Origin of the sequence: Sulfurimonas sp. HSL-1716 (assembly GCF_039645975.1) — a bacterium.
GTDB classification, from domain to species: Bacteria; Campylobacterota; Campylobacteria; order Campylobacterales; family Sulfurimonadaceae; genus Hydrocurvibacter; species Hydrocurvibacter sulfurireducens.
The window spans coordinates 1,903,438-1,925,842 of sequence record NZ_CP147918.1 but is presented as its reverse complement, the minus strand read 5'-3'; the positions used below and the strand labels follow the sequence as shown (position 1 = coordinate 1,925,842).

Genomic DNA, 22,405 nt, shown 5'->3' with positions numbered 1-22,405 from the left:
GTATTTTCTTAACGTCATTACTTTACTTTTTCTCGGCTCTGCAGATGTTGCAACTGACGTAAAAGTTTGACTAACGTAATAAAGCTTCAGATAATTTTCGGTAATTCCCATTTATATTTATAAGCCACGAGTCTAAGTGCGATAGAAAATATCGCTACAAAAAGTATGGTCGTTTGATTTAGAAGATCGCTTACATGCAAAAGCAGCAGCAGTATGGAAACTATGACCGAGATGGAGCCGTAGAAGTCGCTTATGAGCACTGCCGGGACCTGGTTTATGAGGATGTCTCTTATGACCCCTCCGCCCATTGCTGTGATGAAGCTTAGGATGATGACACCGAAGAAGTTGTATCCTGCACCTATTGCAAGCAAAGCTCCCGTGATACTAAATGCGACAAGTCCGATGGTATCGCTAATGACAAAGAGCCATCGTTTTTCAATACTTCCGAACCTATGTATTTTGATGACAAACGCCAGAAATATGACGACAAAAAGAGCGGTTGCGGGGTAGAGCGTCTTAAAAGCAAAAGGGGTGACGCTGAGGATGGTATCTCTCACGATCCCGCCGCCGAGCGCCGTGAGAGAAGCGGCTATGACGACGCCGAGGATATCGAGGTTGTTTCTTGTTCCAACTAAAAACCCGCTTACGGCAAATGCGATGATACCCAAGATATCTACCAAGATAAGCGGATTGAGATGCAGCATTTAGTTACGATAGTCCTCTTTGAAGTTCACGTATCTCGAAGCCGATGCGTAAAGCTCTTCTACCTCTTCATCGCTCAGTTCTCTGATGAGCTTTGCGGGGCTTCCCATAATGAGCGAGCGGGGAGGGAACACTTTGTTCTTTGTCACAAGCGCTCCTGCTCCGACTATGGACTCTTTTCCTATCACCGCACCGTCTAAGATGGTTGCGCTCATCCCTATGAGACAGGCGTCTTCTATGGTGCATCCATGCAGCATGACCCGGTGTCCGACGGTCACGTCGTTTCCTATGACGGTCGGATTGCCGTCGCTTCTGTCGGCTTTTTTGTAGTGCGTCACATGGACCATGGAGAGGTCTTGAATGTTTGTTCTGTCACCTATGGTTATATAGTGGACATCTCCGCGCACTACGCATCCAAACCAGATCGAACAATCTTTGCCTATACTTACCTCTCCTATGACATCGGCCGAAGGCGCTATCCAGGTTTTGTCGCCTATGCTTGGTGTGATATCTTTAAAGTCATGAACCATCAAGAATCCTTCAAAAGCCTGTATGCAAGCTGCTGGACATAGTTCGGTGATTCTTTCTTAAGAGCTTTTTGCATAGTGTTCATATGGTCTTCGATGATCTTATGGTTATTTACCACATTAGAAGCATCGGCTTTTATTTTGTGGTAACTTCCGTCGCTCATAAGCTCATGAGAGAGAACATTGTCCGTACATTGAAGCTGAAGTATCTGTAGAAGTTTCTGCGCATTGTCTTTATCTTCTATCCCCGTTAACAGCTCGATACGCCTCATCAGGTTGCGGGGCATCCAGTCCGCACTCGAAATGAAGAGGTTGGGCAGTGTATTTTTAAAGTAGAATATCCTTGCATGTTCAAGATATTTTCCTATGATGGAGATGACCCTGATATTTTCGCTTACTCCAGGTATCCCCGGTTTTAAGCAGCATACACCGCGGATGATAAGCTCTATCTTCACGCCTGCCTGACTTGCTTTATACAGAGCACGGATAACATCGTCATCGACCAAAGAGTTCATTTTTGCGATGATCTGCCCCTCTTTGCCTTTTCTTGTCTCATTGTTGATGAGCGAGAGAAGCTTCGGTTTGATCTGAGCCGGAGACATATAGAGTTTTTCCAGTTTCCCTTTTTTGCTAAATCCCGTTAGAAAGTGGAAAAAACGTGTCAAGTCGTTTGTTATCTCATCTTTTGCGGTCAAATAGCTGACATCGGTATATATCTTCGCCGTACTCGGGTTGTAGTTGCCGGTTCCGATATGGGCGTACTGTTTGAGCTTTCCGTTCGTACGCCTTGTTATAAGCGTTGCTTTTGCATGGACCTTAAAGCCGAAAATACCGTAGATGACGTGTGCTCCCGCTTTTTCAAGGGCTTTTGCCCAGATAAGATTGTTTTCTTCGTCAAACCTTGCTTTGAGCTCGACCATGACGGTTACCTGCTTGCCCGATTCTGCGGCGTTCATCAACGACTGGACTATCGGAGAGAGCGGTCCCGCACGGTAAAGCGTCATCTTTATGGTGACGACATCCGGATCTTTTGCCGCACTTTGAATCATCTTGACGATAGGTTCGAAACTTTCGTACGGATGGTACAGAGTGATATCTTGTGTTTCAAGAATATTAAAGATGTTCTCGTTGGAGTTTAACGGCGGCAGCAGTTTAGGATTGAACGGCTCGTTTAAAAGATGTGCGTAATCCTTGTTGCCGACGATCTGCCAAAGGGATGAAAGATTGAGTATGGTATGAAACTTATAGATATCGTTTTTGAATACGTTGATATGGCTGTTAAAAAAATCGATGATCTCGTCATCGGCATCAGAACCGACCTCAAGTCTAACGATCTCCCCTTTTCTACGGAGTTTCAGACCCTCTTCGAGGATCTCCAGAAAATCATCCGCTTCCTCCTCTTCTATGGCGATATCGGCGTTTCTCGTTATCCTAAACGGTACGCTTTTTAAAAGGCGGTAACCCGGGAAAATATCTTCGATATGTTCGGAGACGACATCCTCTACCGGAACATAGATGCTCTCTGTCAGCTGCACAAACCGCGACAAGACGCGAGGAACCCTTACTATCCCGAATCTTTCGACCGTGTCGTCGTCTTTATCCAGAAGTTTGACGATGATCCCGAAACTAAGATTGTTCAGGTGAGGAAAAGGGTGCGTCGCATCGACGGCGATAGGGATGATGATAGGATAGATGGATTCAAAGAACTTTTTGTTGATGATCTTTTTTTCCTGAATACTGAGATCTTTATATTTTTTTAGAAATATCCCCTCGTTTTCGAGCGATTTGAATATATCGGTCATACAGTATTCGACGACCTGTTGTTCTTGATGCAGATATGTTCTGATGTCGATGAGCTGCTGCAGAGGAGTGAGTCTGTCGGCTCCCGATACGATGACCCCGACACTGAAAAGTTTTTTTAGTCCGGCCACGCGGATCATATAGAATTCATCGAGGTTCGTGCCGTAGATAGCGAGAAATTTTAATCTTTCAAGTGTAGGCAGGGACTCGTCTTGAGCCTGCTTTAACACTCTTGTGTTAAACTGAAGCCATGACAGCTCGCGATTGTTGTATAAACTAGGGTCTTTTAAATTTATCATCATATAAAACCGTATCAATTAAATTTTACTTATTATATCGTAGAGATGATTACAAAAAGGTTATAATATCCAAAAAGGAATCATATGACACTATTTCAAATTCTTATGCTGGGGCTGGCAGCGTTTTTTTCATATAAAGTTTATCAGCATGTGCAAAATTTAGAAGAGAGCGGACAAAACAAAAAACAAGGGCAGCGTTCTCAAAACGGTTTTTCCCCTTTTGATCCGCCGCAGCTCGTAAAAAAAGCGGACGAGGCTTTTTTGGCGGGAGATCTTAAAAGAGCGTTTGCACTTTTGGACGAAGCAAACGTAAAAGATCCGAAAAATGCCGACATACTTGGAAAAATGGGATATATTTCGGCGCAGGAAGCAAGAGATAACGAAGCGGTATCGTATTATAAAGAGGCTTTGAGCATTGACAAATATAATGATACAATGCATAACGCATTGGCATCCTTATTGAGAAAACAAGGTGATTTTTCACAAGCCGAGGAGCATTATAAGAAAGCTCTGGCAATAGATGCCGGGTATGATGTCACATACTTTAACTACGCGAACCTTCTTACGGACATGAACCGGTACGACGAAGCTTTGAAGATGTATGAAAAAGCGCTGGAACTGAATCCGGAACTTAAAGAAGCAGAAGCGGAAATACAAAAGATCAAGGAAAAAGTTTGAGCAGAGAACAAAAAAAACTGGCCGTACTTATAGACGCGGACAATTCGCAGCCCAAGATTATCGAAGGACTTCTCGACGAAATAGCGAACTACGGCGTTGCGAGTGTCAAAAGGATATACGGGGACTGGACGGATACGAAACTAAAGGGGTGGAAAAACGCACTGCTTGAACACGGCATCCATCCGATGCAGCAGTTTGCGTACACCACCGGGAAAAACGCGACCGATTCTGCGATGATCATCGACGCGATGGATCTTTTATATGCCAAAAATTTCGACGGTTTTTGCATCGTTTCAAGCGACAGCGACTTTACGCGTCTGGCTTCAAGGATACGTGAAAGCGGATTGACGGTTTACGGATTCGGGGAGAAAAAAACGCCTAAATCGTTTATGAGCGCGTGCGATAAATTTATCTATACGGAAAACCTCAGAAGCGACGAGATAGAAGAAACCGACAAAGCCGAAAAACCAAAAGAGCCGATAAAAGATATATCAAGAGATATAAGGCTTTTGGCGATCCTGCGCAACGCCGTAGACGATACGTCGGACTATACTGGATGGTCGTATCTGGGGTCGGTGGGACAAAAGATCGTCAACAAGATACCCGAGTTCGATTCTCGAAACTACGGATTCAAAAAACTTTTCGATCTGATGCAGAGTACGAACTTGTTCGAGTTTAAAGAAGACTCAAGCTTTAAGACCAAAGCGGTCTATGTCAGATGTAAACGCTCAAGGAACTATGTATGAAAATAATAGATATTTATAATTTTTTAGATGAGATCTCGCCTTTTGAACTTCAAGAGAACTGGGATAATTCGGGACTCTTGCTGGGTGATCTCAACGAAGAGGTGGACAAAGTATATCTGAGCATCGATGTCGATGAAAAACTGATAGAGGAGATGGATGAGAACTCTCTGCTTATCACGCATCACCCTTTGATATTCGGCGGTATAAAACAGCTCCAGTTCAATCAGTACCCGGCACATCTGATAAGAAAGATGGTACAAAAGAACATCTCCAATATCGCAATGCATACAAATTTTGACCAGACACATCTAAACGAGTATGTTGCTACAAAAGTGTTAGGGCTTGAGATAGTAAAAAAAGAGGGTTTTATAGCCTATATGAAAGTCGATGAAAATTTTGATGATTTTGCACGTAAGATCTCTGCTGCTTTTAATCTGCCGCATGTAAAATGCGTAAAGGTGCATGAACGCATAAAAACCGTAGCTTTGACGACGGGTTCTGGAGCTTCGCTGATGCGTTCCATAGATGCAGAATGCTTTTTGACGGGCGATATAAAATATCACGATGCTATGGAGGCAAAAACCATAAATCTTTCGATGATAGATATCGGTCATTATGAGAGCGAACAGTTTTTTGGAAAAATTTTAGCAACATATTTGGAAAATTTAGGATTAGCGGTTATAATTTCACAATCAAAAAACCCTTTCACGTATATATAGGGATATTGTCGCACGCATCCAAAAAGGAAATAGATGAACAAACACTTAAAACAACTAATAGACCTCTCTGAAGTTGACAAAGAGATAGACGCTTTTGAGCCTCAGATCGATGAGGTGAACTATCAGTACGAAGCGGCTCTTGTAACCAAAGAGAATATAGACGGCGAGATCTCGTCTTTAGAAGAAGAGATGAAGAACGAAGAGTTGAAAAAACATAAAAACGAGCTTCACCTGGCAGAGCTTTCTGCAAAACTTGAAGAAAATAAGAAAAGATCCGCAGAGATAAAAACAGAACGCGAGATGAAATCCCTGCAGCTTGAAGAGGAGATCGCAAAAGAGCAGGTGACTTTTGCAAACGAGGAGATCGTACGTCTGGATAAGCTGATCAGTACAAAAAAAGAGAAGCTTGAAGAACTGGTTCAAAAAAGAGACGACCTACAGGAAAACCTGTCGACGATTAAAGCCGATGTCGATGAGAAGTTGACAGATATCGAAAAAGCCCGTCATGAGGTTTTTGCAAGAAAAGAGAAACTGGTAGGCGGGATGAACCAAAAAGGTCTTGCTTTTTACCAAAAGATCCGCCGCTGGGCTAAAAACACTACGGCAGTAGAAGTAAAAGAACAAGCTTGTATGGGATGTTTCATGCATGTAAACGATAAAGTGTACGCAGACGTCATCAAAGGCGAAGAGATCGTCACATGTCCACACTGCGGCCGCATACTATATATCGCCGAGGGCGAAGAAGCATAGGCTTGAAGCCGTTTTCTTTCATCTATTATATCTTAAGCGCGGGGCTTTATATTCTGGCTCTGCCGCTTTTGATATCTTTGTCATTCAAAAAAAAATATCAAGAATCCGTCCCATCACGTTTCTTTCTTTTCAACAATCCGAGATTTAAAAACTCCAACGGTATATGGTTTCATGTCTGCTCGCTCGGTGAAAGCAGAGCGTTAAAACCTATCTTGGAAAAAGTGGATAAAGAGAACGTAAAAATAACGACTATCACGCATACGGGGCATAACGAAGCAAAAAAGTACGGCGTGGAACTAAGATATCTTCCCTATGAGATGTTTCTACCGTTTTGGATAAGACCGCAAAGGATGCTGATCGTATTAGAAGCGGAGTTTTGGTATATGCTTTTTGCCGTGATGTCCGCGCGCGGCGGAAAAATCGTACTTTTAAATGCCCGCATATCGGACAAAAGCGTCAAAAAATATATGAAGATGGGGTGGTTTTACAGACGTCTTTTGGGATATGTGGATGTCGTCTTTTGTCAAAGCGAGATCGATGCATATCGTTTTGAAACCCTGGGTGCTAAAAATATCGAAGTCGTCGGTAACATCAAACTGGCGCAGGAGATAAAAGAGAACAAAGAGTATGAAAAACCGGCAGGTTTGACCATAGTGGCGGCAAGTACGCATGAAGGTGAAGAAAAGATAGTTTTGCAAGGATATAAAGAGTATATAAAAGAGAATAAAGCAAAACTTGTCATAGTTCCGCGCCATCCCGAAAGATTTGAATCGGTATATAGAATGCTGCTTGAGTTCTGCAGACAAAATAACGTAGAACTGAGCCGTTTTAGTGAAGATAAGAGCCTCTCTACACAGATTGTCTTAGTCGATATGATGGGCGAACTGAATAATATCTATAAGATAAGCGATATTGCCGTTTTGGGCGGAGCATTTAAAGAGGACGTAGGCGGACACAATCCGCTTGAACCGGCATATTTTGGATGCAGAATCATAACGGGCAAACATTTTCATGACCAAAAAGAGCTGTTCAAGTATGTCCATCATGTACAGTATATAGAAAACGGCGAACTTTTTTCTGCGCTCAAAGAAGCACAAAATCTTCCGCCTTCATCGGTCGATGAAAAGATAGACCTGGACAGAGTGATAAAATATATAAAGAGTTAAACGGGATTTTACTCAAGGAGTGAACAATGGAAAAAGATAAAGCGTATAAAGTATTGGCACAGCAAGAAGGCATCTCAAACAGCGAAGCAAAATCTCTGATAGACAGAGGTCTCGTATACGCGGGCAATAAAAAAGTGATGATCGCCCGCGGAGATATCGACGTAAAGACGAAGTTTAGAGTAGAGAAGGTCGAGAAGATCAAACCTATTTTTGAAAATGACGATCTGATCGTAGTGGACAAACCGGCATTTGTGAACTCCGACGAGATAGAACGTCAATTTAAAGGTGCGAAGCTTCTTCACAGACTTGACCGTGAGACAAGCGGAGTATTGATGCTCGTTAAAAACGAAGAGTTCCGCGAAAAAGCGATAAGAGAGTTCAAAAAAGACAATGTATACAAAGAGTATTCTGCCTGGGTTGACGGTATTTTGGTCGAAAGCGTCGATATAGACAAAGCACTGATCACCGAGAAAAGGAACAATAAAGCATATACGAAAATCTCTAAAAAGGGAAAACCTGCACGTACCGAGGTCACTCCCGAAATAGTGAGTGGTAAAAAGACAAAAGTGAAGTGCGTTATCCATCATGGACGCACGCATCAGATACGCGCGCACCTCAGAAGCATCGATTTTCCGATCATCGGTGATGAGCAGTACGGCGGCAGACGTTACAAGCGTGTGATGCTCCATGCAAGAAAGGTCACACTTTTGGGAATGATTTTCGAAGCGCCTGAACCCACAGCGTTCAAGCACTTTGAATCATAAATTTTTCTAAGCAAGCTTTTGATACAATTTGACACTTTAATTACATTTAGGATAGTTTTATGTTTGAAACATTGACCGACTCGTTTACATCTGCAATAAAAAAGATACGTTTTCATGACGATGAAAAATCTTTGACAAAAGCGACGGGCGAACTTAAAAAAGCGCTTTTGAAAGCCGATGTGAATCATAAAGTCGTAAAAGAACTGATACAAGATGTAGAGCTGAAAACAAAAGCCAAAGGTATCGGTAAAGACCAGTTTCTCGAAGCTTTAAGAGAGACTCTCTACTCCATCTTGGAAGTCGGAGGCAAAAAAGGTTTCGTCTTTGCACCCAACCCTCCTACTATCATTTTAATGACGGGTCTTCAAGGTTCCGGTAAAACCACGACAACGGGAAAACTGGCACTCTACCTTAAAAACAAAAAGAAAAAAGTCCTAGTCGTCGCAGCGGATTTGCAGCGTCTGGCAGCGGTGGAACAGCTTCGCCAGATAACCTCGAAGATAGAGGTGGAACTTTATGAAGACGAAGCAAATAAAAATCCTGTAGAAGTGGTAAAAGCAGCGCTTAAATATGCAAATACGAAGCTTTTTGACGTTGTGCTTATAGATACGGCGGGGCGTCTGGCGATCGATGAAGAGCTTATGAGCGAACTTAAAGAGGTCAAAGAGGTTGCCAATCCCGATGAGATCTTTTATGTTGCAGATTCTCTTACGGGGCAGGATTCGGTCAGAACAGCTATCAGCTTTAAAGAGCAGATAGGTATCGACGGAGTAATACTGAGCAAATATGACGGTGACTCCAAAGGCGGCGTGGCGCTCGGACTTTCGTCTCAAGTACAGGTTCCGCTTCGTTTTATCGGAAGCGGTGAAAAGATGGAGGATATAGAGGTCTTTATTCCTGAACGTATCGTAAACCGTCTGATGGGTCTTGGAGATATCGAAGGATTGGCCGAGAAAACAGCCAATATCATCGATGAGAAACAAGCCAAAGCGATGACAAAAAAGATTAAAAAAGGTCAGTTCAACTTCAATGACTTTTTAGAGCAGATGGAAAGTATGAAAAAGATGGGAAGCATGAAGTCTCTCATCGGCATGATCCCCGGAATGTCGGGTATGGCCGGAGCGCTCAAAGACTTCGATCTGGATAACTCAAAAGAGCTCAAGCAGATAAAAGCGATGGTCTCATCCATGACGCCAAAAGAGCGTGAAGACCCCGATCTTTTAAACAACTCTCGCAAACAGAGGATCGCGCAAGGGTGCGGACTGAGCCAGCCTGAAGTGAACAGAGTTTTAAAACAGTTTAAAAATGCAGGAAAGATGGCTAAGAAGTTCTCCGGTAAAAAAGGGATGCAGGACCTGCAAAACATGATGAGCCAGATGGGCGGCGGCGGGTTGAACGCTCTTAGAAGATAACTTTACTTTTGGTAAAAATTTTAGTACAATTGCGTTATCGTTTTGGCTTTTGAAATAATCCCTCTGTGATTGAAAGCTGTATATAACGCCATAAGGCGGTAAGAGGCACAATAAAACTACATAAATTTTATTTTGCGACATTCCCCCTATATTACATTTATCTAAGGAAAACTAATGACAACAATTAGACTTACTCGTATGGGTCGTAACAAAAAACCATTTTACCGTATCGTGGTAACAGACTCTCGTAAACGCAGAGACGGCGGATGGATAGAATTGATCGGACATTATAACCCGATGAACGAAGAAAAAACGCTTAAATTTGATGCAGAACGCCTTGACTACTGGTTAAGTGTCGGTGCAAAAATGAGCGACCGCGTTAAAAAAATCACCGGTAAATAATCATGATAACCAACTTCGTCGCTGAATTTGCCCGTTTGATAGCAACATATCCAAATGAGATTAAAGTGGAGTCAAAAGAGAGCGACGATTTAGTGGAGATCGTACTCTTTGCCAATCAGGTCGATGTCGGCAAACTGATAGGTAAAGAGGGCAAAATGATCGGTGCGATCAAAACAGTGATATCGGGCTGTAAAGCCAAAGACGGCAAGAGTTACCGTATCAATGTCGAACCTATCAGATAAACTTCTTCATATCGCGACCATCGGAAAAACGGTGGGACTCAAAGGCGATATGAAACTTCATATAAAAAGTGACTTCCCCGAACAATTTGTTAAAGGCGCGAAGTTTCTCATCAGTAAAAACCGTACCGTCGAGATCGAAGAGATCGATCTGGAACGTAACCTTTTTAAAATAAAAGGCGTCGATAATCCCGAAGATGCGAAACGTTACACGAATGAAAAAATATACACGACCTACGAAGAGACAAGAAAGAACATAAAGCTTGAAGAGGGTCAGTATTTTTATTTTGACATCGAAGGGTGTAAGGTTTATGACAACGGGCTTCTTTTAGGAATCGTGGATGAGGTAGAACGTATAGGTCCTACCGATTATCTTTCTATGATCACTGATGAAGCATTAGTCGCAAAACAGCTGCCGAAATTGTTTTTGATCCCTTACCAGGATCATTTTATCGTCTCCGTAGATATCGATAAAAAGAGTATACAAGTAAGCGGCGGGTTGGATATCTTAGAAAATTCATAAGAGGAGTGAACAATAATGAAGTTTACATTTGTAACACTCTTTTCAAACCTTATTGAAGGATATTTTCAAGATTCCATTCTTTCACGTGCGATCGAAAAACAGCTTTTTACGGTTGATTTTGTAAATCCGAGAGATTTTAGCCAGAACAGGCATAACAAGGTAGATGATACGGCATTCGGCGGCGGTGCGGGAATGTTGATGACCCCTCAGCCTCTTTATGATACGCTGCACAGCATAAAACAGGAGGATGAAGATGCCTACATCGTCTTTGTCACTCCCGTAGCAAAAAGCTTTGTGCAAAACGATGCAAAACGTCTGGCAGACAAAAAACACATAGTTTTTGTAAGCGGCAGATATGAAGGGATCGACGAGAGGGTCGTAGAGGAGTATGCGGACGAGGTCCTCAGCATCGGTGATTACATCCTCACGGGCGGCGAACTGCCTTCGCTTGTCATGTGCGACGCTATCGTTAGAAATATCGACGGAGTGCTTGGAAACAGCGAATCTTTAGAGGTCGAAAGCTTTGAATCCGAGCTCTTGGAAGCCCCATCCTTTACCAAACCGCAAATTTATAAAGAAAAAAATGTCCCATCAGAATTTTTAAAGGGAAATCATAGTAAAATTCGCACACTAAAATTTGCTTTATCAGAATGTAAAACCTCTTTTTTTCGTCCGGGTAGGCATTTGAAGCATAATACAAGGAAATCTTATGAGAAATAAGTATATTGAAAATTTTGAAAAAGCACAGATAGCTGAGAAAAACATTCCTGATTTCCGTGCTGGTGATACTGTTCGTTTAGCAGTAACAATTAAAGAGGGTGATAAAACTCGTGTTCAAAATTACGAAGGTGTCTGTATAGCGATTCGTGGTGAAGGAACAGGAAAAACCGTCACTGTCCGTAAAATTGGTGCTAACGGTGTTGGAATCGAGAGAGTTTTCCCAATCTATACAGATAGCATTAATGAGATCACAGTCGTTCGCCGCGGTCGCGTACGTCGTGCAAAACTATTCTATCTTCGCGATCTTGCAGGTAAAGCTGCTCGTATTAAAGAACTTAGAAGAAAATAATTCTTCTAAGTCTCCGCTCTATATCTTCGATCTCCCTATTTTTTAACATATTTTTTACACATTCTCGTTTATTGTAATTTCTTTTTTTTTGATATATAATTAACTAACTAGTTAGTTAATTAGGAGCCGATATGTCAAAATCACAACGTAATGCGATATCAACAAAAGCGAAGATCATTGAAAACTCCATGATCCTGTTCTCAAAAAACGGCTTTGATGCTACGACCGTCGATGAGATAGCAAATGAAAGCGAAGTTAACAAAGCTTTGCTCTATTATTATTTCAAAAACAAATCTATACTGTATGAAACCGTCATGAACGAAGTTCTCTCCTCTATCTATGCTCAAATCATAGAAGCCAATAAACTGTGTACGAATCCGGTTTCCGAGCTGGAGGCTTTTATAAAAACTTATGCGGATTTTGCAGACAAACAGCCCTATTTTCCCGCGCTGCTTTTAAGAGAGCTCAGTGACAACGGAGCACATCTTCCCGAAAAGATGTTCTCAAGTATGAGAAGACTTTTTAAGCTTTTAAGCGCGATACTGAAAAAAGGCGAAGAGGAGGGAGTCTTTCAAAACGTCGTTCCTATGGTTATACATTTTATGATAATCGGAACGATCAACCTGCTAGTAACCACGGCGCCGCTTCGCAAAAAAGCGGCACTGATAAATGAAGAGATCGATACATGCAGCGACTGCTCCATAGATGAGATATCCAATTATATATTTGAAAAGATTAAGGGCATATTGGAGGTTAAAGAATGAACAGGATACTCTTATTACTTCTCTTTCCGTTCTTGCTCAGCGCTCATACCGTCTCTGAACTTTTTGATGCGCTAAAATCGCATCCGCAGTCCAAATCCGACGAGATATCCGTGAAAAAAGCAAAGGCAGGCGAAGAGAAAACCTACTCCAAACTTTATCCGGAAGTAAACCTGTTTGCAAAATATGACAACTATTCGCTTCCTACCGGGATGATCCCGTTGGCTCCCAACCATATGCTCTCTTTGGTACAAAATCCGTCTCATCCTGCGCAGCCGTTTAGTTACAATATCTACTCGACGGGAGTATCGATATCGATGCCTCTTTTTGTCAAATCCATCTTTACCATGGCGGATAAAGCCAAGATGATGCAAAAGAGCGCAGAAGCGCAAAAAAAGATAAACCTTATAAAAAACGAAGCACTCATAGTGGGTGCCAATGCGAATCTGATATATCTAAAAGCACTCGAAAAAGCACTCGAAGGCAAAAAGCGATCGCTGCAAGAAACAAAAAAAACAGTGGAGATAAAAGTCGGTAACGGGCGTGCGGCGGCATCTGCACTTTATATGATAAACGACAGACTAAATCAGATAGATATAGCCGACAACGATATCGAGATCCAAAAAAGATCGGTAATCGGTACGATAGAGGGTCTGACGGGAATCAAGATCGATGATGCCCTGGCGATGCAAAAAACGGCGGAGATCACGAAAAATGAATTTGGATCGCTTCAGCCGCTTCGCGAACGGGTAAAAGCGGACAGATTGGAAACAAAGGCACAAAAAGAGAAGCTCTACCCATCCCTTTATGCACATGGAAGTTATATGAAAAGCTACGGCGAATCGTATAACACCTATGATTCTATAAGTGAAGAGTACGGTAATGTCGGAGTGGTACTCAACATTCCGATATTTAATATGAACCAATACGAGGAGATCTCTTTGGCGAAGCTTGAATCTGCTAAAAGCGAGATCGAGCTGCAAAAACTAAGTGACGAGCTCTCTTCACAAGCAAGGGTGCTGCAAGAATCCCTGCCTCTGCTTGAGAACTCCGCAAAGCTGTATAAGAGAAGCATAGATGAAAAGAAAAAACTTTTAGAAATCGCAAAACTAAACTATACAAATGCAAGGCTTTCAACCGAAGAGTATCTGCGGTATGAGGATGACGTGGTCGAGCAGGAAGCCAATCTTTATAAAACAGAAGCAAAATCATGGCAGACGCTGATGCAGCTGGCCGTCATATACGCAAACAATATCGAGGAGATAGTAAAATGAATAAAGCGATAAAAATAGCGCTAGGTGCGGCGATCGTCGCGGCACTAATCTTAGCAGGTGTCAAGACGATAAAAAATGCAAGAGCCAGAGATACTGCTGTTCCTCAGGCCAAAATATACCCTATAGTCGTTTCACAGATAGTGCCAAAGATCACGGATGTGAGGCTGACGCTTCCCTACCTTGCAGAAGTCAGTAACGACAAGGATGTAAAACTCTCTTCTCGTATCTCTGCAAGGATATTAAGTATCAAGTCAAGCGGATCGCATGTGCATAAGGGCGATGTCATAGTCAGGCTGGATACGACGGCGATCACAAGCAGTCTTGCAAGTGTAAAAGAGCAGCTAAAAGCAGCGGATATTTCCCTGCAAAATTTAAAAGCGACGCATCAAAGAACAAAGGAGCTTTTAAAGATTCAAGGGGCATCCGTGGAAGAATCGCAAAAAGAGCAAAACGCCATAGCAAACACGGAGGCACAGATCGCTTCACTCAGACAAAAAGAGATAGAGCTTGACAACAGTCTCTCATATGCGACTATCATTTCTCCCGTGGAAGGGGTGATAACTAAGACTTTTGACAATGACGGCGCACTTAGCATGCCGGGCAAAGCACTGCTGTCCATAAGTGCAAAAAACGGTTTTTATCTGATGGTCAGGGTTCCGAGCGAGCTAAATATAAAAGCTGTTTTGTATAACGGTAAAACATATCCTGCTATGGCTCTTGGAAGCACATACGCGGGACTGGCCGAGTATAAGGTCTATGTGGGAGGAAGCAAGCTTACAAGCGGAGACAGAATAGAGGTCGATGCCGTCTTGTATGAGGGCAAAACAGTACTCCTTCCGTTTGACGCCGTTTTAAACAAAGAGGGCAAAAGTTTTGTACTGGTCATCAAAGGCAGTAAAGCCGTGCCTAAGGAGGTTCACATCTTGCAAAGCGCACAGCAGGGGATCATCACACAAGAGCCTTTAACAGATGAAAAGATAGTCGTCGCCAAGCCGGATATCTTGCTGAAACTTCTTAGCGGACATGCTTTAAAAGTAAAGGAATAATTCATGATATTCGAGTATTTTTACAAGCGTCCATATATGCTTTACTCCCTTATAGCAACTTTTTTCGTTATGGGGATCATAGCTTTGACGACCCTGCCGAAAAATCTCTTTCCCGATGCGAACCCTCCCGAGGTGATCGTTATAACAAAGGTTCCGGGAGCTACGGCGCAAGTGGCTGCAAGTACGGTTTCAAAACCGATAGAGGAGGAGATATCGCGTTTGGGTCTGGTAACGGATGTCAGCAGCATCAACGTGGCGAACTTCTCGATCGTAAAAGCTGATTTTGGGTATAAAAAAGGGTTGAACGCCGCTGCAGTAGATGTCGCAAACGCACTTTCCATCGCAAAAGCAAAACTGCCTTCGGGTGCAAATCCGGCGATCTATACTGCCGGAGATTTTACGCTTCCCGTCGATGTCATATCTTTAAGTCCGAAAAATAACAATATAGACCTTGCCGATATCCGAAAGATTGCGGATAGTTTCATAAAACCCTATCTTCTGAGCAATCAGGAGATAGGAAACGTCGAAGTTTTCGGCGGATATGAAAGCTCGGTAAACATAGAAGTGGATCCGTTTAAAGCAAAAAGATACGGCGTGAACTTCGAGACGATAACAAAATCGCTTCAGGCTCTAAACCGTGACATGCCTCTTGGGTTTATAAAAGGGGATAACGATTTTTATACAGTGACCTATTACGGCGAAAAGGACAATATCCAGAAATTAAAGCAGCTGCCCGTTCTTGCCAACGTAAAGCTCAGCGACATAGCGGATATCAGCTGGAGCTATAAAAAACGTACCAGCGGTTACATCGGCAACGGCAAAGATGCGATCGCTCTTGCGATACAGCGTGCTCCTGGCGGAAGTGTATTGGATGTGAGTAAAGCGGCCCGCTTGGAGATGAAAAAGCTAGAAGCACAGTATCCCAATATCGATTTTCAGATAAGCGATACGCAAAGAGACCTTATAGAACAAGCGAATACGAATATGCTTGAGGCTCTAAAAGACGCCGTTATCTATACTTTGTTGGTGATCATGATATTTTTGGGCAACTTTAGAGCCATCATCGCCGCGGGTCTTTCCATACCGATGGTTTTCTTTTCGACGATGGCGATCATATGGCTGAGCGGAGGAGAGCTCAATATCGTCATCTATACCGGTATCATTTTGGCTTTGGGAATGCTCACAGACGATGCCGTCGTCATCCTTGAAAACATAGAGAGACATCTCAACGAAGTGCATGAAGATCTAAAAACTGCCGTCAAGAACGGAACAAAAGAGGTCTTAAATCCTGTGTTTGCAGGAACGATCGCAACAATTGCCATCCTCTTTCCGCTTATGTTCGTCGGCGGATTTCCGCAAAAGATATTCAGGCCTTTGATCGAAACTCTCATCATCGCACTTTTGGTCAGTTATTTTTTATCCGTTACTTTTATACCGCTTCTCTCTTCATGGTTATATAAAAACGGTACGGGCAAGACAAAAATAGAGAAAATATTTGATACGTTTTATGAGAAAACTATCGGAAGGCTTGTAGGACCCTATGTCGGGATACTCCGATTTTCAAACGGAAAATTAAAAATATTACGCCGCATGATGCTGAGTGCGGGTGTCATCATAGTACTGATCCTTAGCATGAAAAATATTATGCCTACCATCGGCAAGGATGCAATGCCGCCGATGGACACGGGGATCATCAAAGCGCAGGTGGCATTTAGTTCAAATGAAAGCGTCGAAAGCGCTCAAGCAAAGATACGACCGCTGATACAATGGATCGACAAACAGCCATGGGTGAAAATGAGCTCGGTCGCATTCGGTACCGAAGCGGGAGTACTCAGTCTTGGCAGCGGCAATACTCCCGCTGAAGCGACTATCACCATTAATGCGGTCAACCGTTTTGACAGACGCCAGACTATCTGGGAGCTTGAAAACATCATACGGGAGAAAATCTCGCACTTAGAAGGCGTTAAAAGAGACGATGTCTATGATTTTGGAGCGACCGCTCTTTCTTCGATAAAAGCGAGTCTGGATGTCAGACTTCAATCTTCCGTCGTAGAAGGAATGGCTGATGCATCGCATAAGATAGAAAAAGCGATACAGGATGTCCGCGGGCTTACTTCCGTCTCGACAAGCTGGGATAAAGATTTTACGGAGATAGAACTGGATATCGATGAGAACAAAGCTCTCAGCTACGGTATAACGCCGTATCAAATAGCGATGCAGCTTCCCATAAAAGGGGAAGTGGTCGGTCTTAACGCGAATCTGGAGTCTATGAACACCCAGTTCGTAAGACTCTATCTCAAAGGAAAATTTTCTAAAAATATCGAAACGTTGAGGCTTCTTCCTATAAAAACACCGACGGCTGAGGTACCTTTGGAAACACTGGCAAAGATAAAACGCCATCTCACCTTTGCGAAGATCGAACGCGACAAGATGCTTTACAGTCTTGATGTAAACGGGTACCGAGCTAAACGCCCGGTGACACACATTACAGAAGACGCCCAGGCAGCTTTGAAAAAAGTGGATCTTAATGACATACGGATAAGCCAGGCGGGAGATATCGCTCAGATCAATGACAGTTTCAAACGTATGCTCAAAGCCATAGGGCTTGGGATAGTCATGCTTATCATGACGCTTATAGCCATCTACCGTTCGGTGAGGATGGCGTTTATCATGATAATCGTTTTGCCGCTTTCTCTTATCGGGGCGTCATGGTCTATGCTGATCTTTGAAAAACCGAGCTGTATGCCCAGCCTGATAGGGATACTTCTGCTGTTTGGGATTATCATAAAAAATGCTGTTTTGCTGATCGATTTTTATCAAACATATCGTGCCGAGGGAGAAGGTGCGTATGAGAGTGCGGTAGAATCGGTAAAAGTAAGGTTCCGCCCGGTCATGATGACGGCGTTTGGGACGATCGCCGGGATGATCCCAATAGCGCTCGAACAAGCAGTGGGACTCGAGCGTTTGAGTCCGCTGGCAGACGTTGCGATAGGAGGGCTTTTGGTGGGTACTCTTTTGACCCTCGTCTATGTCCCGATGTTTGCGTATATATTTGATAAAAAAAAGGTGCAGGGCGTATGATCTTTGCTCAAAGACGATCTAGTAGTCTTTGAGGGCTCTTTGTATATCTCTTTTCATATCTTTTTCTTTGAGATCATGGCGTTTGTCATGCAGATTCTTTCCTTTGGCGATGGCTATTTGAAGCTTCGCCAGATTTCTGCTGTTTAGATACAGCTCCAGTGGGACGATCGTGTAACCGTCTTTTTCTACTGCTTCTTGAAGTTTTTTGAGCTCTTTTTTGTGCAGCAGAAGTTTTCTGCTGCCTCTTTCTTCATGTGCGTAGTAACGGTGAGTCGTCTCGAGTCTGCCGATATGTGCGTTAAAGAGATACGCTTCTCCTTTTACGAAACGGATGAAACTGTCTTTGAGATTGACCCTTGAAGCACGGATGCCTTTGATCTCGCTGCCGGTCAGTACCATTCCCGCTTCAAACTTTTCCTCTATGTGATAGTCATGATAGGCTTTTTTGTTTTTTGCTATCGTTTTACCCATTTTTGTCCTTGACTTCCTTCATATAAAAAAAACTGCTTCCGCTTCCGCTGAAAAAATACCCCTGCCTATAACTCTCTTTGAGTTTTGGGTAGTTGTGAAGAGCGGGTTTGAACAGGTCGTTTGCTTCGTCGATACTGAAGTTTTTCAGTATCTCCGCCGATTTCATCCTTTTTAATTTATCGGCTTTGAATCCGTCTATGGGATCAAAGTAGAGCTCTCTGTAGGTTTTGTATACCTTTGGTGTGGATATCTCGATATCGGGCGTGAATACTTCCAGATTCAAAAGCTCCTCATCGAATTTTTCCACTATCTCTCCTATGCCGCTGACGTTCGCGCTGTCATAATCATAAATAAAAAAAGGCACGTCCGCTCCCACTTTAGTCCCGATTTTTGCCAGTTCCGCTTTTGAAAGCCCCAGGTGAAGCACTTCGTTGCACATTCTTAAAAATGTTGCCGCGTCGCTGCTTCCGCCGCCAAGACCCGCAAAGGAAGGGATCTTTTTGTTTACATGTACACCATAGTTTCGAAGCAGTTTCGTGAGAGATTCCGATTTTGTATACTCTTTAAGGGCCATATATGCTTTATATATCGTATTTTGCGAAGTTTCGCAGTTAAAGTTGCCGGTGATCTCGAACTTTTCACTTGTTTTTGGAACAAAGGAAAGCTCATCGTATAAAGAGGGTATTTTCATAAAACGTGAAAGTATTTCATGGTAATCTCCGCGGGTTCCGGTGATTTTTAGAAAAATATTTACTTTGGCACAGGCTTTGTATAGCTTCATACTTTTTTGGAAAACTTCTTATAAAAACTCTCCAGGATAGAGTCATCGACATGGACGGATGCCGCTTTGTTCGAATTCTCTACCTCTTTTATGAGTTCGCTTCTCAGTATCGATATCGATGACGGCGCTTCGATCCCGATCTTTACCATCCCCTTGTCAATAGAGATTATCTTTACCTCTATGTTATCGCCAATGATTATGGATTCGTCTAATTTGCGAGATAAAATTAGCATACTTCAACCTTATTTAGTTCATATTTGACTTTGTTCTCAGATACATTTATTATCGTAATTGTATCATTATTATCCAAGTAGTAGTAACCGTCTTCTTGTATTTTCATATCTCTTATCTCTAAAGGCTTTCCAAAAAAGATGTTTTGGCTGTCCCCTTGGTAATAGTTTTTCGGAATATTGAGCACTTTTTTTATATCGAGCGGTTTTTCGTCTTCATAGAAAAAACTTCCTTCGTTGAGCCTTTCTAAAGCCGTAAGACTGCCGTTTGCAACATTTAGGTTATGTGCTATGATACGCCCAAGAGAGCGGATATACGTCCCCTCTGAAACCGTTGCTTCAAACGTAATGAAAGGATGACAGTAGGAGATGAACTTTGTCTCGTATATGGTTGAGGTTATCTTGTTTAAAACAACCTCTTTGCCCGCGCGTGCAAGATCGTAGGCACGCTGTCCGTCTATCTTTTTTGCACTGAATATCGGTGGTTCATAGGTCAAAATCCCTTCAAGTTTTTTTATGGAATCTTTCACAGTGTTTTCGTCAAAAGGTGTTATTTCATCTACTTTGTCTATCATTTCGATATCCAGAGAGTCCGAATGTGCACCGAGCCAAAGGGTCGCACGGTATCTTTTTGGCGTTTTGTCCAAAAAACGAAAGAGTCTGGTATGTGAGCCGAAGCCGATGATAAGCGCTCCTTTGGCAAAAGGATCGAGCGTTCCGGAAAATCCGGCTTTTTTCTCATTATATTTTCTTTTTAACTGCGATAAAAATTTATTGGAACCTACGCCCGTAGGTTTGTATGCCACGAAAAGTCTGTTCACAGCTTTTCCACGAAAGAGGCCAGTATTTCTCGATTGCTTCCGCCGAAATTGATGCTTAATTTAAACTCTTTACCGGCTTTGCTTATGCCCGTTACGCGTCCCGCACCGAATATTTTGTGGCGGACAAGATCACCTTTTTTAAAGGTTGTGCTCTTTTCTACGACCAAAGAACCTTCGCATAGTCCTGCTTCGTTAAAAAACCTGCTTTTTCCCAGTTCGCTTCTTCTGCCTTTGTAAAATCTGCTGTTGGCGTGTGAGAGTGTGAGGCTTTCTTTTGCTCTTGTAAATGCCACGTATCCCAGACGGCGCTCCTCTTCCAAATCGCTGCCGTCTCCTATAAGAGGCAGGAAGCCCTCTTCCAAGCCGATGATAAACAGATGTTCGAACTCTAGTCCCTTGGAGGCATGGATACTCATCATGTAGATGCTCTCACCCTCTATTTCATCCTGATCGCTTTGAAGCGTAAGCTCGTTCAAGAACTCATCTAAACTCACTTCGGGCTGGTGTTTGACGTATTCGCGAAACATTCCGTAAAACTCGTCAATGTTGAGTATCCTTTCTTGCCCGTCGGGAAGAGCGTTGTAGATATCTTTGATATGAAAAGTGTCTTCTATGAAATCCACGAATTCATACATCGCTTCTTGTGAGATTTTGTAAGCTTCTTTTATGTCGTCTATGAAATTTTTCAGTGTTTTGGCATTTTTCTTTTTGACAAGCTCTTCGAGCTCTGAAAGAGAATGTTTGTCGATATATTCGAACATAGAGATATCTTCACTGATCGCAGCGAGCTCGAGTTTGTCTATGGTCGCTTTTCCAAGACCGCGTTTAGGCTTGTTCATAATCCTTTTGAATGAAAAATTGTCATGGAAATTGGTGATGACGCGCAGATACGAGATAAGGTCTTTTACTTCTGCCCGGTCATAAAATCTGAGACCGCCGACAAGCTTGTAAGGGATGTTTGCGCGGTTGAGCCCATCTTCTATGGAACGGCTCAGGGCATTGACGCGGTAGAGTATGGCTATCTCACGCGGTGCGATGCCGCTGTCGATAAGCTTGATGATCTGATCGGCTATCTTTCTTGCTTCTTCATTCTCATCATCTGAGTTCAATGTTCTTACATCATCACCTTTTCCTCGCGTGCTTATGAGCTTTTTGCCCAGACGGGAGCGGTTGTGCTCTATGAGCGCGTTGGCGACTTTGAGTATCGGTTCGCGTGAACGGTAGTTCTCTTCGAGTTTTACGACATAGGCATCCGTAAAATCTTTGTCAAACTCCAGAATATTTCTAATGTGCGCACCGCGCCATCCGTAGATGCTTTGGTCGTCATCGCCTACGACACAGAGATTGTTATGTGTCATACAGAGCTTTTGGATAAGTTTCAGCTGCAGTTCGTTTGTGTCTTGATACTCGTCTATCATTATATATTGATATTTTCGGCTTGTTTTTAGAGCTAGATCTTCGTTTTCGCATAAAAGTCTGTAAGGCAAAGCCAGAAGGTCGTCGAAATCTACGAGGTTGTTCTCTAAAAGATAGCGTTCATACTCTTCATAAACCGTTGCGATCTGCTGATAGATCGTCATCTCCGCCTGTTTGTAAGCATCGTCGGGTGTTAAAAGAGAGTTTTTGTATCTTGATATCTCGCTTGCGATCAGTGGTGTGGGAATCTCGGGATTGAGCCTTTTGAGGATCTTTTTTTTATCATCGGTATCTATAACGACGAAGTTGTTGTCGCGTCCTAAAAGATGGATATTGAACTTTAAAAACAGTAGCCCGAATTTGTGGAAAGTACAGAGCAAGGGAGGATAGGATTTGTTGTCGATCATATTCAAAGCACGCTCGCGCATCTCGTTTGCAGCTTTGTTCGTAAACGTCAAAGTAAGCGTATTTCCTGCGGGTATACCGACCTCTTTTAAGAGATATGCCAGTCGTGAGGTGATGGTCGTGGTTTTACCGCTGCCGGCACCCGCAAGGATAAGGACGGGACCCTCCGTTTGCTTTACGGCGTCTATCTGAGCAACATTGAGTTTACTAAAAATCTTTTCCATATTGTCACATCGCTATCTGTAATATTTGATTTATTCTTTAATTATACCTAAAAAAATATGTTTTATTTCAAAACTATTGCATTCATTATAATTTTGAGT

Annotated in this window: 24 protein-coding genes; 16 read left to right on the top strand and 8 right to left on the bottom strand. The window is 42.8% G+C overall.

Features of this window, described 5'->3' with window-relative positions; translation table 11 throughout:
- Positions 1 to 86: 86 nt before the first annotated feature.
- Genes WCY03_RS09775 through WCY03_RS09765 form a run of 3 tightly spaced genes read right to left on the bottom strand, consistent with a single transcriptional unit; the run spans position 87 to position 3,328 of the window.
- A complete protein-coding gene (locus tag WCY03_RS09775; protein WP_345992502.1) occupies positions 87 to 704 on the bottom strand; it encodes a TRIC cation channel family protein in 618 nt (205 codons plus the stop codon).
- A complete protein-coding gene (locus WCY03_RS09770; RefSeq protein WP_345992500.1) occupies positions 705 to 1,232 on the bottom strand; it encodes a gamma carbonic anhydrase family protein in 528 nt (175 codons plus the stop codon). It lies immediately after the preceding gene.
- Complete coding sequence (locus WCY03_RS09765) at positions 1,232 to 3,328, bottom strand: RNA degradosome polyphosphate kinase (protein ID WP_345994080.1); 2,097 nt, start codon at positions 3,326 to 3,328, stop codon at positions 1,232 to 1,234. Before WCY03_RS09765 ends, WCY03_RS09770 begins: the two co-directional genes overlap by 1 nt.
- Before the next feature lie 84 nt (positions 3,329 to 3,412).
- Here WCY03_RS09765 and WCY03_RS09760 point away from each other — a divergent pair, with 84 nt between their 5' ends.
- From WCY03_RS09760 to WCY03_RS09685, 16 genes are all read left to right on the top strand, one after another.
- Entirely contained in the window at positions 3,413 to 4,006 is a 594-nt protein-coding gene (locus WCY03_RS09760) for a tetratricopeptide repeat protein (RefSeq protein ID WP_345992498.1), read from the top strand.
- Positions 4,003 to 4,752: an NYN domain-containing protein gene (locus WCY03_RS09755; protein WP_345992496.1), complete on the top strand. Its 750-nt coding sequence runs from the start codon at positions 4,003 to 4,005 to the stop codon at positions 4,750 to 4,752. The genes WCY03_RS09760 and WCY03_RS09755 overlap by 4 nt, the downstream gene beginning before the upstream one ends.
- Positions 4,749 to 5,471, top strand: coding sequence for a Nif3-like dinuclear metal center hexameric protein (locus WCY03_RS09750; RefSeq protein ID WP_345992494.1), 723 nt, complete (start codon positions 4,749 to 4,751; stop codon positions 5,469 to 5,471). Before WCY03_RS09755 ends, WCY03_RS09750 begins: the two co-directional genes overlap by 4 nt.
- A 33-nt stretch (positions 5,472 to 5,504) precedes the next feature.
- Positions 5,505 to 6,221 (top strand): C4-type zinc ribbon domain-containing protein, encoded by a 717-nt coding sequence (locus tag WCY03_RS09745; protein WP_345992492.1) that lies wholly within the window; start codon positions 5,505 to 5,507, stop codon positions 6,219 to 6,221.
- A gap of 2 nt (positions 6,222 to 6,223) precedes the next feature.
- Positions 6,224 to 7,387, top strand: a complete 1,164-nt coding sequence (gene waaA, locus WCY03_RS09740; protein ID WP_345992490.1) for a lipid IV(A) 3-deoxy-D-manno-octulosonic acid transferase — start codon at positions 6,224 to 6,226, stop codon at positions 7,385 to 7,387.
- 26 nt (positions 7,388 to 7,413) lie between these two features.
- Positions 7,414 to 8,151 carry an RNA pseudouridine synthase gene (locus WCY03_RS09735; protein WP_345992488.1) on the top strand — a complete coding sequence of 246 codons (738 nt, stop codon included), beginning with the start codon at positions 7,414 to 7,416 and terminating at the stop codon, positions 8,149 to 8,151.
- 59 nt (positions 8,152 to 8,210) lie between these two features.
- Positions 8,211 to 9,563, top strand: coding sequence for a signal recognition particle protein (gene ffh / locus WCY03_RS09730; RefSeq protein WP_345992486.1), 1,353 nt, complete (start codon positions 8,211 to 8,213; stop codon positions 9,561 to 9,563).
- A gap of 174 nt (positions 9,564 to 9,737) precedes the next feature.
- The gene (rpsP, locus tag WCY03_RS09725) at positions 9,738 to 9,965 is read left to right on the top strand and encodes a 30S ribosomal protein S16 (protein WP_345979503.1); all 228 of its coding nucleotides are present in this window, start codon (positions 9,738 to 9,740) and stop codon (positions 9,963 to 9,965) included.
- Positions 9,966 to 9,967: 2 nt separating this feature from the next.
- The gene (locus WCY03_RS09720) at positions 9,968 to 10,207 is read left to right on the top strand and encodes a KH domain-containing protein (protein ID WP_345992484.1); all 240 of its coding nucleotides are present in this window, start codon (positions 9,968 to 9,970) and stop codon (positions 10,205 to 10,207) included.
- Positions 10,188 to 10,727, top strand: coding sequence for a ribosome maturation factor RimM (rimM, locus tag WCY03_RS09715; protein ID WP_345992482.1), 540 nt, complete (start codon positions 10,188 to 10,190; stop codon positions 10,725 to 10,727). The genes WCY03_RS09720 and rimM overlap by 20 nt, the downstream gene beginning before the upstream one ends.
- Before the next feature lie 15 nt (positions 10,728 to 10,742).
- Positions 10,743 to 11,447, top strand: coding sequence for a tRNA (guanosine(37)-N1)-methyltransferase TrmD (trmD, locus tag WCY03_RS09710; RefSeq protein WP_345992480.1), 705 nt, complete (start codon positions 10,743 to 10,745; stop codon positions 11,445 to 11,447).
- A complete protein-coding gene (gene rplS, locus WCY03_RS09705; protein ID WP_345992478.1) occupies positions 11,437 to 11,796 on the top strand; it encodes a 50S ribosomal protein L19 in 360 nt (119 codons plus the stop codon). The genes trmD and rplS overlap by 11 nt, the downstream gene beginning before the upstream one ends.
- A gap of 131 nt (positions 11,797 to 11,927) precedes the next feature.
- On the top strand, positions 11,928 to 12,560 hold the full coding sequence (locus tag WCY03_RS09700) for a TetR/AcrR family transcriptional regulator (protein WP_345992476.1): 633 nt from the start codon (positions 11,928 to 11,930) through the stop codon (positions 12,558 to 12,560).
- On the top strand, positions 12,557 to 13,831 hold the full coding sequence (locus WCY03_RS09695) for a TolC family protein (RefSeq protein ID WP_345992475.1): 1,275 nt from the start codon (positions 12,557 to 12,559) through the stop codon (positions 13,829 to 13,831). Before WCY03_RS09700 ends, WCY03_RS09695 begins: the two co-directional genes overlap by 4 nt.
- Positions 13,828 to 14,877: a biotin/lipoyl-binding protein gene (locus WCY03_RS09690; RefSeq protein WP_345992472.1), complete on the top strand. Its 1,050-nt coding sequence runs from the start codon at positions 13,828 to 13,830 to the stop codon at positions 14,875 to 14,877. The genes WCY03_RS09695 and WCY03_RS09690 overlap by 4 nt, the downstream gene beginning before the upstream one ends.
- Before the next feature lie 3 nt (positions 14,878 to 14,880).
- The gene (locus WCY03_RS09685) at positions 14,881 to 17,958 is read left to right on the top strand and encodes an efflux RND transporter permease subunit (protein ID WP_345992471.1); all 3,078 of its coding nucleotides are present in this window, start codon (positions 14,881 to 14,883) and stop codon (positions 17,956 to 17,958) included.
- Positions 17,959 to 17,976: 18 nt separating this feature from the next.
- Here the strand turns inward: WCY03_RS09685 and smpB are convergent, their stop codons facing one another.
- From smpB to WCY03_RS09660, 5 genes are read right to left on the bottom strand one after another with little or no spacing between them, the layout of a single operon-like run.
- Complete coding sequence (gene smpB / locus WCY03_RS09680) at positions 17,977 to 18,429, bottom strand: SsrA-binding protein SmpB (RefSeq protein WP_345992469.1); 453 nt, start codon at positions 18,427 to 18,429, stop codon at positions 17,977 to 17,979.
- A complete protein-coding gene (locus WCY03_RS09675) occupies positions 18,422 to 19,210 on the bottom strand; it encodes a 4-(cytidine 5'-diphospho)-2-C-methyl-D-erythritol kinase (RefSeq protein ID WP_345992467.1) in 789 nt (262 codons plus the stop codon). The genes smpB and WCY03_RS09675 overlap by 8 nt, the downstream gene beginning before the upstream one ends.
- Positions 19,207 to 19,443 (bottom strand): carbon storage regulator CsrA, encoded by a 237-nt coding sequence (csrA, locus tag WCY03_RS09670; RefSeq protein ID WP_345992465.1) that lies wholly within the window; start codon positions 19,441 to 19,443, stop codon positions 19,207 to 19,209. Before csrA ends, WCY03_RS09675 begins: the two co-directional genes overlap by 4 nt.
- Positions 19,437 to 20,261 carry a tRNA pseudouridine(55) synthase TruB gene (gene truB / locus WCY03_RS09665; RefSeq protein ID WP_345992464.1) on the bottom strand — a complete coding sequence of 275 codons (825 nt, stop codon included), beginning with the start codon at positions 20,259 to 20,261 and terminating at the stop codon, positions 19,437 to 19,439. Before truB ends, csrA begins: the two co-directional genes overlap by 7 nt.
- Positions 20,258 to 22,306: a UvrD-helicase domain-containing protein gene (locus tag WCY03_RS09660; protein WP_345992463.1), complete on the bottom strand. Its 2,049-nt coding sequence runs from the start codon at positions 22,304 to 22,306 to the stop codon at positions 20,258 to 20,260. Before WCY03_RS09660 ends, truB begins: the two co-directional genes overlap by 4 nt.
- Between the last annotated feature and the right edge of the window lie 99 nt (positions 22,307 to 22,405).

Bases quoted from the DNA above. Each gene is read 5' to 3' on its own strand.
- WCY03_RS09700 (WP_345992476.1), top strand. From the start codon at position 11,928: ATGTCAAAATCACAACGTAATGCGATATCAACAAAAGCGAAGATCATT.
- WCY03_RS09720 (WP_345992484.1), top strand. From the start codon at position 9,968: ATGATAACCAACTTCGTCGCTGAATTTGCCCGTTTGATAGCAACATAT.
- csrA (WP_345992465.1), bottom strand. From the start codon at position 19,443: ATGCTAATTTTATCTCGCAAATTAGACGAATCCATAATCATTGGCGAT.
- WCY03_RS09770 (WP_345992500.1), bottom strand. From the start codon at position 1,232: ATGGTTCATGACTTTAAAGATATCACACCAAGCATAGGCGACAAAACC.
- WCY03_RS09675 (WP_345992467.1), bottom strand. From the start codon at position 19,210: ATGAAGCTATACAAAGCCTGTGCCAAAGTAAATATTTTTCTAAAAATC.
- smpB (WP_345992469.1), bottom strand. From the start codon at position 18,429: ATGGGTAAAACGATAGCAAAAAACAAAAAAGCCTATCATGACTATCAC.
- WCY03_RS09685 (WP_345992471.1), top strand. From the start codon at position 14,881: ATGATATTCGAGTATTTTTACAAGCGTCCATATATGCTTTACTCCCTT.
- WCY03_RS09695 (WP_345992475.1), top strand. From the start codon at position 12,557: ATGAACAGGATACTCTTATTACTTCTCTTTCCGTTCTTGCTCAGCGCT.
- WCY03_RS09760 (WP_345992498.1), top strand. From the start codon at position 3,413: ATGACACTATTTCAAATTCTTATGCTGGGGCTGGCAGCGTTTTTTTCA.
- rimM (WP_345992482.1), top strand. From the start codon at position 10,188: ATGTCGAACCTATCAGATAAACTTCTTCATATCGCGACCATCGGAAAA.
- WCY03_RS09660 (WP_345992463.1), bottom strand. From the start codon at position 22,306: ATGGAAAAGATTTTTAGTAAACTCAATGTTGCTCAGATAGACGCCGTA.
- WCY03_RS09735 (WP_345992488.1), top strand. From the start codon at position 7,414: ATGGAAAAAGATAAAGCGTATAAAGTATTGGCACAGCAAGAAGGCATC.
- WCY03_RS09765 (WP_345994080.1), bottom strand. From the start codon at position 3,328: ATGATAAATTTAAAAGACCCTAGTTTATACAACAATCGCGAGCTGTCA.
- WCY03_RS09775 (WP_345992502.1), bottom strand. From the start codon at position 704: ATGCTGCATCTCAATCCGCTTATCTTGGTAGATATCTTGGGTATCATC.
- WCY03_RS09745 (WP_345992492.1), top strand. From the start codon at position 5,505: ATGAACAAACACTTAAAACAACTAATAGACCTCTCTGAAGTTGACAAA.
- trmD (WP_345992480.1), top strand. From the start codon at position 10,743: ATGAAGTTTACATTTGTAACACTCTTTTCAAACCTTATTGAAGGATAT.
- WCY03_RS09750 (WP_345992494.1), top strand. From the start codon at position 4,749: ATGAAAATAATAGATATTTATAATTTTTTAGATGAGATCTCGCCTTTT.
- rplS (WP_345992478.1), top strand. From the start codon at position 11,437: ATGAGAAATAAGTATATTGAAAATTTTGAAAAAGCACAGATAGCTGAG.
- rpsP (WP_345979503.1), top strand. From the start codon at position 9,738: ATGACAACAATTAGACTTACTCGTATGGGTCGTAACAAAAAACCATTT.
- WCY03_RS09690 (WP_345992472.1), top strand. From the start codon at position 13,828: ATGAATAAAGCGATAAAAATAGCGCTAGGTGCGGCGATCGTCGCGGCA.
- ffh (WP_345992486.1), top strand. From the start codon at position 8,211: ATGTTTGAAACATTGACCGACTCGTTTACATCTGCAATAAAAAAGATA.